We start from the raw sequence: 13,593 nt of genomic DNA on the forward strand, positions 1-13,593 counted from the left end.
TGCGTGCACCGGCCTGTACGGCTGTTCCGGCAATCCCCAAAACGGCGCGATCGTTTCCGCTTGCTGTCTTACAAGCACTGAGAACCAATAGTTCTACGGCGTCTTCTCGACGTTGTCCGCGTGTGCGGAATAATTCACTCAACTGGTCTACGTAAATCGCGTCATCAGCAGCCAGTAAATAAGTCCTCTCCCGCGTCGCCCCAAACTGACCGTGAGTTGCTAGATGAACGACCTGGTAACTGTTTGAATTCATCGCTTGCTGGAAATTTTTCCTAGTAAATGCCTGGTCGAGGATACGCTTAACGGGGATTTGGGCTTCGTTGATCGCATCCAGTTCTCGTTGTACATTTTGCAGTTTGCTATAGGTGTTCTCAAACTTTTTCGGAGGATCAGTCAAACCGGCTGCCAGTACCTTCATGTTTTGACGAAGTAGGGGTTCGGGGTCGCGCACCTCTAGACCCAAAACCAAGGAGACGGCATACTTCTCAACCAGGTAGCGTTCTCCATCGTAAAGAGCAGCCATTGGAATCGTTCGCAGGGAGCCGTCCAAGACGAAGATCAGGGTCTTGATGCCACCTGCTTCCAGGCGATCGCTAAAAGGTGCAATCAGCCAGTCATAAACGGTTTTACCCACCTTTTTCACCGGCTGATCAAACGGACTCTCGGTTTCTAGAGTGGTTTTGAATTGTTTTAATGTCTTGGCAACGCTATCCCTAGAAAGTGCGGTGGAGGAGCGATATAGCCGTTCTTCCTTGGGTAGCTTAACCATGACTTCCAATCGGTTGTCCAGGATGATTGGGTAAATCACGGCAGTGTGTGAGTCTTTTTGATCAATAATGCGATCAATTTCCAGTCTTTTCTCCTCACAGGCTTGTTGTAAGAAGTTTTGCAGCTGTGCGACTTGTAGCGCTTCTAATACCTCACGAGCTTTTTGCAGATTTTTCTGGAGAGGCTCAGCTTCGTTAGATGGAGGAGTTAACAGCAGGTCTACAAATTGGCGATAGACGGGTTCTACACTGTCTCGGAAGGAAAACTGCACATCTGGATTGGTGGCTACCAAATCAGCCCGGAGCGATCGCGACCGTTCAAATGCTTCGTCATAAGCTGCGATCGCTTCTGGATATTTGCCTTGTGCTTTGAAAATGCGACCCAGCTGCCAGGAAAACTCATAGTCAATATCTGAGGCATTCACGGATTGCTGGGATAGAACCAGTGCCCGTTGGGTCAGTTGTTCGGCTTCAGTCCATTGATTTTGCAGTTCATACAAATGGCCCAAATCACTCAAGACAACGGCTTGCGATCGCCCGTCATTTAATTGTTCCGCCTGTTTATAAGCTACAGCCAGAATTTGGGCAATATCTTGGGGTGCGCCCGCTTCTGGTGTCGAGGACGGCTTTTCGTCACCCCTACTGTGTAATTTCATCATGCTTCGGGCTAAATTGACCTGAGCATAGATGGAAGGACGACCGACAGGCAGGTTCGCGATTTGACCTTGTACCTGAGGATAAAGGGCTTGCGCCTCTTGCCACTTCTTCATCTCGAGCAACAGGCTCAGGCGATTCAGTTGGGCTTGGATTTGAGTTTGTGAGGTAGCAGCGGTATCAGAGACTTTCTGGTAGAAATCGAGAGCGGCTTGCCGCTGTTTCTCAGCCTCTTTTGGCTGTGCTTGGCCTATTTTCTGGTCTGCCTGAGTTCTGGCAAGATTGCCTAAGCTCAGGTAAGCTGAACCAATGGCATCGGGGGATTTGAGGTTTTGGGCAATCTTTAGACTTTCCTGTAAGTTAGTTGCCGCCGCCTCCAGGTTTCCGATCACCCGAAGTGCTTCTCCCAAGCTGAGGAGGTTCGACGCTTTAGCGAGAGAATCAGGTTGCTTGTCCAGGGACTGTTTTAACATCTGGAGGGTTGAAACCGACCGCTTATACAGTCCCAACGCCTGCAATGCCTGCGCCTGGTTAATGCGCGTCAGAGTGGCTCTGTTCGTGTCTCCTAACTGGCTGTAAAGTGCAGCCGCTTGTTCCCAAGTTGCCACAGCCTGTTCCGCTTCTCCCTTTGCCAGTTGCAGATTCGCCTGAACATCAAGGCTCTGTGCCCAAACGGCTGACCGCTCAGAGGAATTGTGTGTTTTTTCCACTCCCTTGAGTGCAGCGGCAATGGCCTGAGTGGCCTCCTGAGTGCGCCCCAATTGCTGATAGTTCAAAGCGAGATTACTCTGTACCACCGCTTGTCCCAGGAGGTCGCCATTCGTCTGGTACACTTGGAGCAGTTGCTGCAAAACGGCTACGGCTTCTGAAAATCGCCCTGCTAAATACAGGGTTTTGGCTTGTTGATCCAAGCTTTCGGCATTTTTAGCTATATTCGGCAGGGGTTGAGCTGTAGAGTCAGCTACCATTGCCAGGAGAGTTGAGGACAGCGGCAAGGACTGAGCCTTCACAACTGAGATAGAGGAATTGGCGGCAATTTTGGGTGTTGCAGTCCTTCCCACCATTGGCAAAGCCACCACGCAGTACAAGGCCGTTAGAATAGCCAAAAATCCATAGCGGTATTTGAATTTGGGAAGTCTAGATTTTGCCTGAGCCTTTCTCAAGTCCCAATTACTCAGCCTCACTATTCCCAACTTCTGTAACCGACGCAGAAGTACAATTCGTTTACTTGCCATCTTGAAAATTGACTGAATTTAATTAGTGAACATGAAGGCAAGAAGGTTCATCATGTCTGTGACTCTTGCCCATAGGAACGATCAAATGCTTTACCGTTCTCCAGAACACCCTGAGGCAGAGAACCCAGACGGATGGGGGGTCGCCGCTGCAACCCCGGCAGTGAGAATGATTTCCCCCTTAGAACCAATCACCATGCCCTGAGCTTCCACCAATGTGGTAGTGGGTTTACTAGAAGGTAACGTAACGACAGCCGCCGCTTTACTGGCTTTCCCACTATCACGAGTTACCCAAGGGGGAGGTGTGGCTCCAGTGCTGAGGGGGTTATCAGGGTTGGGGGGCAATCCTCCCCGTCCCGTGACGACAAATGTACTCTGCCCTTTGGCAACTCCGCTGTTTCGAGATTCACAGCCTTGGGCAATTAAGCCTGTGGGGTCTATTAGGGTTATGGGCAGTTCCACAAGTCCCTGAGCGGGGTCAAGGTCTAGAGTATTGATTTCTATTTCCCCTTCAAATCCAAATTTAGAACTGGCACTAATATCACTGCTGCGATTGCTTCTTAGCTGACTAGTACTCTGCCCTCTCTGTCGTTTCAGACCAAAAATCCTCTTGGCAGCGATATTGATCTTTCCACCATCACCATCAAAGGCATTGGCAATGAAGTCACTGTTTTCTGAGGGAACTGCCACCACAAACCCGTCCTTCGCATTAATTGTGATGTTACCGCCCTTGCCACCGCCTCCTTGTTGAGCCGTGTCAGCTTCGGCTGATATCAGGCTGCCTCGACGCAACAGCAGCCACTCTGAGGCTTCAATGTAAATGTTGCCGCCGTCCACTGATGCAGAATTAGCCTCGATTCTGGCCTGATTATCCAGTGTCATCTGCTCGGCACTAATGTATATCCTCCCAGGTAACTTCTCAATATCATCAATATCATCAAAGGAATCAAGGTCATTAATATCAACATTGGTGGCCTTTGTTGGGTTATCGAGCGACTGATCGTTAATGCTTACCTGAGCCTTATCGATTAAAAGGTTTCTTGCTTTGATTTCAATATATCCAGCGTTACCTTGTGCGTCTTTTGTTGCCTCACTGAGTAGCTTGCTCCCGTTATTAATCACAACTGTGCCATTAGGAACAGAAATGGCGATATTGCCAGCGTCATCCATCCCAGAGGTAGTAGCATTGAGCTGGCTTCCATTCTTAATCTCTACACTATCGTTCGCTCTAATGCTGACTAAGCCCGGATCATCTGAATTTCCATCTGTAGAAGCCGTCTCGGATGTCAATGTAGAGTTGTCGATTACAACTGTTCTTGGTTTAATTGGATCTTTTGCTTCATCAGGGTCGCTACTTCCGATTAAAATTTGTCCGAAAGAGCCTTCACTGGAAATTTTGCTTTTGTTGGTAATTGAAATTTGGTTAGACGCATTGATAAGTACATCCCCTCCAACACCATTTTTATTCTGAGTGTCGAGGATAGTGTTATTTAGGAAAACCGAGTCTGAGGCTTTTATCGTTATCGTGCCGTAGGATTGGTCATTGCCGACACTCTCAATTTTGCTATCAGTAATCTGAATGTTACGCCCAGTCATGCTGATATCACCGCTAGCCTTATCGGATGTCCCGGTAGCTGTGGCGGATATAGTAGTCCCGCTGATGGATACATTCGCGTGCATCCCTGTAAATTCTCCCAACATCACCAAGCTGCCATCAACTTTCAAGCCAACACTGCCTTCACCTGCTAATCCTCCCAGCTCAAGGAATCTCCCTGGAGCAGTTAATTTACTAGCAGCTAGCTCTACATCTCCACCGAGTAGGGTTAAACTTGTTTGTAAATTTTGTTGAGAACTAACCTCTAGATTTGTCTGGTTGACAGTAATTTTCCCTGGCTGCGCTCCATACTGCACCCCAAGGGGAACATTAATCGACAACAAGGATGATGATTGAGGATTGGTGGCACTAAACTGGGTTCCATCAGGAAACTGGAAACTATTGGCTGTGGTTGCTAGAAACGAACCATTAATATCGAGTCTGGCATTCGAGCCAAAGATAATGCCATTGGGATTGAGCAAAAATAGGTTAGCTTTCCCATTGACGCCCAGAGTTCCCAGAATATTGGAGATATTCGTCCCAGTAACGCGACTAAAGATGTTGTCAATGCCTATGGGGTTGGCAAAGTAGACTCGCTGCCCGTTGTTAACATTGAATTCTGAAAAACTGTGAAACAGGTTGGACTGCCTGATTGCGCCGCCTTCTATCAAGTCAGCAGGAAGCCCTTGCACATTGGCACCCGGAGTAATGCGGGAACCTTCAGCCCCTAGAGTTGTATCAGGAGTCATTTGTGCCAATGTAGGGATATTGGGTAGAGCAACGACTAGACACAGTTGAACAAATGCCCACAGGGCTTCCAGGAGACCTGTCTTTTCCAGCCCAAAATTCCTACTTCTACTCACGGCAGACCTCTTGCAGCAAACAGTTCCAATATATCCATCCAAAGGGGGAGCCTGTGCTTACAAAATCTGCTATCTGGCTTAAGCCGACTGGATTTGGCAGAAAAGCCTAGAAGAAATTCGTCTTTGTTGACTGCTCTCTAGTACACCTTGGGGCCGAAAATCCAGATTGATGGGGGGTCGTGGTTGCAGATTCGGCAGTGAGAATTACTTCCCCATTCGAGCCAATCACTATGCCCTGAGCTTCTACGAGTGGAGGTTTTGGTTGACTCGAAGGTAGTGCCACAACAGGCCCTGCATTACTGGCTGTCCCAAGGTGGCGAGTGACCCAAGGTGGCGACACGCCTCCAGTGCTGAGGGGGTCATCTGGCGCTGGGGGCAATCCTCCTCGTCCAATCACGAAAAAAGTACTCTGATCTTTGGTCGTTTGACGATTTGCAGCGGCACAGTCTTGAGAAATTAAGCCTGCTGGGTCTACGGGAGTTACGCTTAATTCGATAAGTCCCTGAGAAGGGTCATGAGACTGGTTCTCAATTTGTATGTTTCCTTGTAGACCGGCATTGGAACTCACACTAATATCGCTGGTGCCGTTGTAGCGGAGCGCTTGCAGTTCCTCTGGAGATAAACCTGATCGCGCTTGCAATCCTACGACTCGTAAAGCCTGAATTGTAATTTGACCGCCTTGACCCCCAAAGGCATTGGCAATGATATCGCTGTTTTCCTTAGGGACAGCAGTAACAAACCCGCCTCTCACATCAATACTGATTCTGCCGCCATTACCGGGATTTTGGGGGGAGCCAGCAGAGGTGGAAATGACGCTGTTGCGGTACAGTTTCAGATCTTTGGCTACGAGCTCAATATCACCACCATTCCCACTGATGGTTTCAGCCGTAATCGCTGCTCCATTATCTAGAGTGAGGGTGTTGGCTTGAACTCGAATCTTCCCGGCATTGGAACTTGTACCATTGGCGGCAGTATTCGTTGAATTGTGATTAACTTGCATACTCGCTCCATTGGTGATAGTGATCGCCGAGCCTGTAATGTCGATATTGCCGCTATTGCCGACTCCGGTTGATTGCGCTTGAATACTTGCCCCATTGCTGATAGCGATCGCAGGAGCTATGATTTCTATATTTCCTCCATTGCCGACTCCAGGTGATTCCACGCGGCTTTGGATTCGACCTTGTTGCTGTATAGCTACGGAGCCGCTGGCTTGAATCCTTACAGTACCTGCATTTCCTTCACCCTGAGTTGCCACATCAAGCTTGGAATTATCCAGCAACAGTGAACCTGTTGTGATATCGATGCTTGCACCCTGACCTGACCCAACAGTAAAACCGGAAAGGCTACTGTTGTTGGTAATTGAAGTGCCGCCAGTTGCTCTTAGGAAGATTTCTCCAGCGTCCCCAGCACCATTAACAATTGCATTTGTAGTTGTTAAGTTGCTATTGTCGATCGCAATCGTTTGGGGATGGGCACCTGCATCAGGGTCGCTGAAGCTAGACCCGACGAAAATGCCTCCAAAAGTTCCATCTGCCAAAATATTGCTATTGGCAATCGTGATGCGATCGCCAGCATTGATAAAGATATCCCCAGCCTTGTCAGCACCTTGATTTTTGGCACTTACGGTAGCCTGATTGAGAAAAACAGACCCTTGTGTAGCCTGAATCTGTATTTGACCCAATCCGCCTTCGTCGTTTTGGCTGTCGCTGAGTACCTGAGCGTTGGTAATATCAATGCGATCGCGAGCACTGATAAAGATATCCCCAGCCTTGTCAGAACCTTGATTTTTGGCACTTACGGTAGCCTGGTTTAGAAAAACAGACCCTTGTGTAGCCTGAATCTGAATCTCACCAAATCCACCTGTGTTGTTTTGGCTGTCGCTGAGTACCTGAGAGTTGGTAATATCAATGCGATCGCGAGCTTGGAGCGTGACTGAACTGGGGTGCGATCGGGTACTCTGACTCTTAGTGTCCAAGATTGACCCATTCCGCATTTCGATCGCGGCGGCTTTAATGGTGACATCTCCAGCCGTATTTTCAGCATCCGTTGATTCCACCACACTGGAAATCCTGCCATTATCCAACAGTACCTTACCACTTGTGGCATCAATCAGAATATTGCCTACCTTTCCTGAGCCGTCACTCGTGGACTCAACAGATGACTGCTGCTCTACAGTCAAATTGCTAGCCGCAATCTGAATGCTCCCCCCATTTCCACTGCCTCCAAACAGAGAACTACTCTTTAGGGAGGAATTATTGGTCAGCACCACAGAACCACCCGTTGCAATCCTAATATCCCCTGCCGCATTTTCACCACGACTTGTTGTAGTGATTTGGGTGTTATTTAAGGTTAATGATGGAGCCTGGATTGTAACATTTCCACTACCACCATCCCCGGCATCTGTACCAATTTGGAGTTCCGTTAAATTCAGTGGAGTTTGACTGTTAAAAATAATGTTTCCCGATAAACCATTGCGGGTAGATTCCGCCGTAATATCTCGGTCACTAGAAGACGGTCTGCCTTGAATGTTAATGGCACGAGCGTCAATCTCGATACTCCCTGCATCACCAGTCGTACCGATTGCAATCACCCTACCTCGACTATCCGTAATCGGCCTACTGTCCGTTCTCGTGATAATCGCACCTGCCCAATTGGGAATAATATTAATACTGCCCTGGAGTGCTCGTAATATAACGTTTCCGGAGTTCCCCGCATTTCCCCCTCTTTCCGAAGTTGAATTCGTGAATATGCCTCCATTAACCCCTATATTACCGTTGGTACTGGTCAGTTGAACGCCCCCAGAATTTCCAGCATTTCCCCTGTCAGTACGCGTGTTTACGGAGGTATTAATGGCTCCAAAGGAATTCGAGTTCGTCAGAGCTAAACCCGAACCAATTGAGATATTTCCATCCGCCTTGATAGTAATACTGCCTGCATTTCCTGTATCGCCTGAATTATAAATATCAGCAAAAGAACCTAGTGCGAAGTTTCTTCCCCCAGCATCAGATGTCCCAGGCACGGAAACGTTCCCTGTAGCATCCAGGATGATATCGCCACTATTGCTAGCCACTGATAGGTTAGCGGTTGAGATTTGATTGGCAGTGATATCTCCCGCCAAATTAGGATTAGGTCGATACTGATTGGTTAAAAAGACCAGCCCCCCTGGATTGCTGATAGTGCCAACTGTGATGTTGGCACCCGATGCAGGTGCAAGTGAGGGATTAGGGTTAGTCCCGAACACAGTAGGGTCAGGTGCTGGAAAACCGCCCAACGCCGACCAGTCCACACCCGCCCGCACATCCAGGGTGGGAGTTGTGTTGCCTTGAATCGTAATCGGCGTACCATCCGATAGAGTCACACTCGCGAGGGAAGCGATCGTTTGAGCGTTGTTAATCGGTGTTGTGTTACCGGGATGGATGGAATTGGCAGCTGTATCGGTTCCTGTAATGCTGACATTACCTAGGGTTACACTCCCACCCGCCACTATGTGCAGCGATGCACCCGTATAGTTTCCTAAACTGACATCTCCACTCGACAAAATAATCGGGTCATAGGGACTGAAAAGATTCCCCAAACTCCCATCCAACGTTTCAATCCGAAAATTTCCCTCGGCCCAATAGTGAGCATCACCTCCGACGGTGTTGGCACTGCGTAACACCATATCCCCACCGGAGTAGAACCCACTGTTGAGATGATTCAAGGCAAAAATATCCACCCCAAGATTACCCTGCACCATCAATTTTCCAACCGCAGAGGCAACAAATGGGTTAATTGCACTGTCCCTTACCTGCACGGTATCCTGTGCTTGCAGCGTTAAATCTCTGCCTGCACTTAACTGACCTTGTAAGTTCAGATTCCCTGCCGCCAGCGTCAAGTCTTGACCCGCTGTCAAGTTACCAGTATTAGTAATATTTCCAGGTTGTGAGCCATACTGCACCCCAAGAGGAACATTAATCGATAACAAAGGCGGTGCTTGAGGGTTAGTGGCACTAAACTGGGTTCCACCGGGAAACTGGAAACTAGTGGCTGTGGTGGCTAGGAACGAACCATTGATGTCGAGTCTGGCGTTTGAGCCAAAGATGATGCCATTGGGATTGAGCAAAAACAGGTTAGCATGGCCATTGACGCCCAACGTTCCCAAAATATTAGAGACATTCGTCCCAGTAACACGACTGAAGATGTTGTCAATGCCGATGGGGTTAGCAAAGTAGACTCGCTGCCCACTGTTCACGTTGAATTCTTGGAAACTGTGGAACAGGTTGGTATTCCGTTGTGCGCCGCCTTTGATCAGGTCAGCGGGAAGCCCTTGCACATTGGCACCCGGAGTCACGAGAGAGCCTTCAGTCCCTAGGGTAGTATCAGGCGTAATCTGTGCCAGCATCGGGGGAGTGGGAAGGATTGCGATCGCAAATAGTTGAGCGAGTGTCCCAATGCCTATCCGAATACTCGTCCTTTCCAACCCACAACCCCTACTTGTACTCACAGTAGACCCCTTGAAGCAAACACTTCTAATATATCCTCCGGTGGGAGGATGTTGTTTCTGTAAAAGCTGATAATGTTTTTACTTTGGCTGGATTTGACTGAGAAGTCTCAAGAATTTTCAGCCTCATTTTCAGCCAACTCTAGCCATTTCCTATTAGCCATGCCGCAACTAATTGCACAACCCACTCGCATTGAAGCAGCAGGCAACAAGCCTAAATTAATCGACGAATACATCGGTGGCGTATCCACCCAAACTTCAGCTGTCAGTATCGCCCATATGCGCTCTCCCAGTGGCTGGATGGAACCCGGACAACGCCCGGAGTTTGATGAATTTACCATTGTGCTGAAGGGAATGCTGCACGTTGAATACGAAGGGGGCGAGATGGAGGTTCAGGCGGGACAGGCTGTGATAGCTCGGAAAGGTGAGTGGGTTCGTTACAGCACTCCCTCTCCAGAAGGTGCGGAGTATATTGCCGTGTGTCTGCCAGCCTTTTCTCCTGACATCGTGCATCGTGATGCGTGACGTACCCGACGCTCATCTATCAGCAAACAAAAGAAAAAGCAAGCTTTAGAAGACGAGAGAGTTCGTAATGGTATTGAAGGAAAATTTGGAGTCTCTAAACGCAGATTTAGCTTGAATAGAGTTATGCGTCAACTAGCTAATACCTCTCAAACAGCTATTGCTATTACTTTTTTGGTCATAAATTTGTCCGCCCTGCTACGGCAGGTTTTTTGCCTTTTTTTGTGCTTTCAGCAAAACCACATCTTTGGGTAAAGCTAACTATTATTCGGCTTGCCGTAGGCTACCGCTCCAGGATTAGAGAACGCTGAGGTAAGAGAAAGAGAGATTTATACGTTTGAATGCAACTTCGTATCACAATATTAGCAATTGCATTCAGCAGGCAGCGTAAACCAAAACTTTGAGCCAGCATTGAGTTCACTAATAACACCAATTTCTCCCCCGTGAGCGTTAACAATTTGGCGACATTGATACAAACCCAAACCAATACCTGTTAAATGCTTCGTATGCAACCCTCGAATATAAAGTTTGAACAGACTATTCTGTTGTTCTTGGCTCATTCCCACGCCGTTATCCTGAAGAGTGCAGCAAATCTTTTGGTTTTCTAGGGTAACTTCCAAATTCAGGTTCCGTCCTGGTGGGTTATGTTTTAAAGCATTGGTGAGCAAGTTTTCCAAGACTCGCCGCAGCTGAGTTGGATCAGCATTGATGAACGGGCAATTTGGCGGGAATTTCTGAATCAGAGTCGCTTGGTTTTGAGCCAGCATAGGCGAATAGTCGGTAATTAAGTCCTGACACAATTGCTCTAGCTGTATTGGTTGGCAGTGCAGTTCTAATTGACGCTCTTCGTTAAAATGATCTTCTAAAAGGGAGTTGATTAAATTCAGCTGACGCTCGTTGCTGGTGAGCATTCGTTCTAGCAAAGGCCGAGAAAGGTTTACCGCATCTGCCGCTGATTTATACAAATTATTTAATAGCATTGACATTCCCAACAAAGAAGTGCGGAGATCGTGGGAAACGGCTTGCAGGAATACATCTTTAAGTTGGTTGAGTTCCTGAAGTTCGGTCATTTTAGCGGTGAGTTCTTGGGTTCGCTCGTCTACCTGGGATTCCAAATGAACGGCGAGGTCTGTAATCTGTTGATAGAGCTCCGCTTGCTGGATAGCGATCGCAACTTGTGTCGCTAGTGAAGTAAGCCAGTCAATTTCCCATGACTGCCAGTGACGCGGCTGGCTACATTGGTTAACGACTAAGGCTCCATATAGTTCATTTCCTACCCAAATCGGCACGGCTAAGATGGCTGCGACTTGATATTCGGTGTGCTGCTCGGCGATTTGACAGGAGCAAGGGGTTGCTCTGGTATCCTCAACAGCAACGACGTGACCCTGGTTAAATAGCGATCGCCAGCCTTGTATCGTTTCCTCATCATCAACAATCATGTTGCGAACAGAGGGATAACTAGGGTCTACCGATTCAGCAATGACTACACCTTTTAACCGGGTTGAAGGTCGAAGGTTTGAGGGTTGAAGGGTTGGAGGTTGAAGGTTGAAGGTTTTTTGGTTGAAGGTTTTTTGGTTGAAAGTTTGTTGGTTTGAGGATTGAAAGGTTGACCTTTCAACTTGTCTTAGCGCAGTGGTAGCAGCGATAGGAGTCTCATTTGCCAACTGACTACCCTTTAACTCTTGAGAAATCCCATCAATTTGACCAATAAAGACACGATCTGCGTTGAGAAATTCTCGGACTTCGGCTACTGTAGTGTTCAGAATTTGATCGAGATGGAGAGAGCGCCGAATCCGCATCGCCATCTCTGCTAACAAGCGCTGCCTTTCAGCCGCTTCGCTAACGTGCTCAGCAGCAGCTCGGAGTTGCGCTTCAGTTCGCTGGCGCTCAGTAATATCCTGTACTGTGCCTCTGATACCGCCCTTGTAAATCTCCGATTGTTCGCAAACTGTGCGTTCTGAACCATTGGGCAGTACAATCCGATAATCCAGAGAGTAGGGCTTATTGTCTCGGAGAGCGCCTCGAATTGCCTGTCCCACGCGATCGCGGTCTGCGGGATGAACAACCCTAAAAAGAGTTTCCCAACTCGGCTCAAATGCTTTGGGGGTGAAACCAAAGAGGCGATACAGTTCATCTGACCACCGCAATTTCTGCTCAGGTAAAGATGATTCATTGCACATCTCATAAAAATCCCAGTTTCCCAGTTGAGCTAGGCGTTGAGCATTAGCCAGACTCGCTTCTCGCTCCTTGAGTAAATCCACGGCACGAGCACGCTCCGATTCAGCGGCGGCTAAGACTAATCCCGTGATGGAAACCACACCCATAAAGCCTTGTAAAAACAGGACGGCTTGTTTGATGTCAGTCTTTCCTACAAAGGGTCCGACGCCCTGCATGGCTCCCCAAATGGCAATAATCGAGACCATCAGGATTGCCATAATTGCACCTCGCTGAGTGAAGCGAATCGCAGCCCAGATAACAAAAGGAAAGGGGAGATATTCCAGGGGATAGTGAGGCATCTCAACCGCTGGTTTTGACCCGAAAACCAACCAGCTGACGATAAACAACAGGGTAAAGCAGATAACAGCTTCAGCTGGAGTGGGCATTTCTTCGCCCTCAGAAGGTGTATTACAAGGTGAGAGTTTGGGAGAGATTGTAAAACTTTTCTGTAGCCACAAATTCTTACCTTTCCTCTCTAAAATTTGCCTGCATTTCTGTCGGCATTGCGCCAGCGCTATTGCCCATCTAACCTTCGTCATCCAATGGCGACCAATCAACAGTATGGGGGTGACAATTAAAATTCCCATGCCATCACCCACCCACAAAGTCCACCAGTTTTCTTGCCAATTCTGAGGCTCAACGGTACCGCCCAAACAGCCAACGAGTGTACTGATGCTGGCATTAACGAGGGGCGAACCCCAGGCTCCCCAGACAACTAGCTGTAGGACATATTGCAGCCGTTTCAGGGAGGGACAAAACTTTACCCAGGACAATACTTTTGCTCCAACCAGAGCTTGTAAAGTGATGCCGAAAGCTAAGGCAAAGGCCATGACCAAAGATACCTGTGACTGGCACCAGAAGAAAGACCCTAGTGCTACCCCCGGCCAGACACGCCGTCCTTCCAAGAGCAAGCCTGCCAAGGCAATTCCGGCGGGAGGCCATAAGGGGGAAGCCTCTAAACCCAGCCCTAGAGATGAGACGGCAAGCTTAGCTGCACCATAGTAGGCAACAGCGATCGCGCCGACGACGGCAAAATATCGCCAACAGTGTCTCTGTCTCAGGGGCATAAGGTTTTGTAGATTCATGTTGCTGCGACCCTTAAAATTCTCTGTTTCATTCTTGCTTTCTTTCAGAAAATCACCTCTAAAAATAGCTTCTATCATTGAATACTTTTCGTCTTCCCCCAGGTGGATGAGCCGAAAGACTTATTAATTAAAGCTTTTATAAAGCGCTCTCTGGCAGGTTTCCACTTAAGTCAAGCTAA

5 protein-coding genes and 1 pseudogene are annotated in these 13,593 nt (G+C 48.3%); 2 read left to right on the forward strand and 4 right to left on the reverse strand.

Translation table 11 applies throughout. From position 1 onward, the window contains the following. The 3 genes from V6C93_RS15570 to V6C93_RS15580 all read right to left on the reverse strand — a co-directional run. The coding region (locus V6C93_RS15570) for a CHAT domain-containing protein (protein WP_333477580.1) at nucleotides 1-2,656 on the reverse strand (2,656 nt) is incomplete at its 3' end. Nucleotides 2,657-2,746: 90 nt separating this feature from the next. Beyond that, nucleotides 2,747-5,110: a filamentous hemagglutinin N-terminal domain-containing protein gene (locus V6C93_RS15575; protein WP_333477581.1), complete on the reverse strand. Its 2,364-nt coding sequence runs from the start codon at nucleotides 5,108-5,110 to the stop codon at nucleotides 2,747-2,749. A 106-nt stretch (nucleotides 5,111-5,216) separates the two neighbouring features. Continuing rightward, complete coding sequence (locus tag V6C93_RS15580; protein WP_333477582.1) at nucleotides 5,217-9,593, reverse strand: filamentous hemagglutinin N-terminal domain-containing protein; 4,377 nt, start codon at nucleotides 9,591-9,593, stop codon at nucleotides 5,217-5,219. A 159-nt stretch (nucleotides 9,594-9,752) separates the two neighbouring features. Here V6C93_RS15580 and V6C93_RS15585 point away from each other — a divergent pair, with 159 nt between their 5' ends. After that, on the forward strand, nucleotides 9,753-10,115 hold the full coding sequence (locus V6C93_RS15585; RefSeq protein WP_333477583.1) for a cupin domain-containing protein: 363 nt from the start codon (nucleotides 9,753-9,755) through the stop codon (nucleotides 10,113-10,115). A 15-nt stretch (nucleotides 10,116-10,130) separates the two neighbouring features. Next, nucleotides 10,131-10,367 (forward strand): annotated as a pseudogene (locus V6C93_RS15590) (transposase); the annotation flags it as partial. A 107-nt stretch (nucleotides 10,368-10,474) separates the two neighbouring features. On the opposite strand, the gene V6C93_RS15595 reads toward V6C93_RS15590, so the two are convergent. After that, nucleotides 10,475-13,414 carry an MASE1 domain-containing protein gene (locus V6C93_RS15595; protein ID WP_333477584.1) on the reverse strand — a complete coding sequence of 980 codons (2,940 nt, stop codon included), beginning with the start codon at nucleotides 13,412-13,414 and terminating at the stop codon, nucleotides 10,475-10,477. Nucleotides 13,415-13,593: the final 179 nt, after the last annotated feature.

Source organism: Allocoleopsis sp., from assembly GCF_036703385.1.
Lineage (GTDB): Bacteria > Cyanobacteriota > Cyanobacteriia > Cyanobacteriales > Coleofasciculaceae > Allocoleopsis.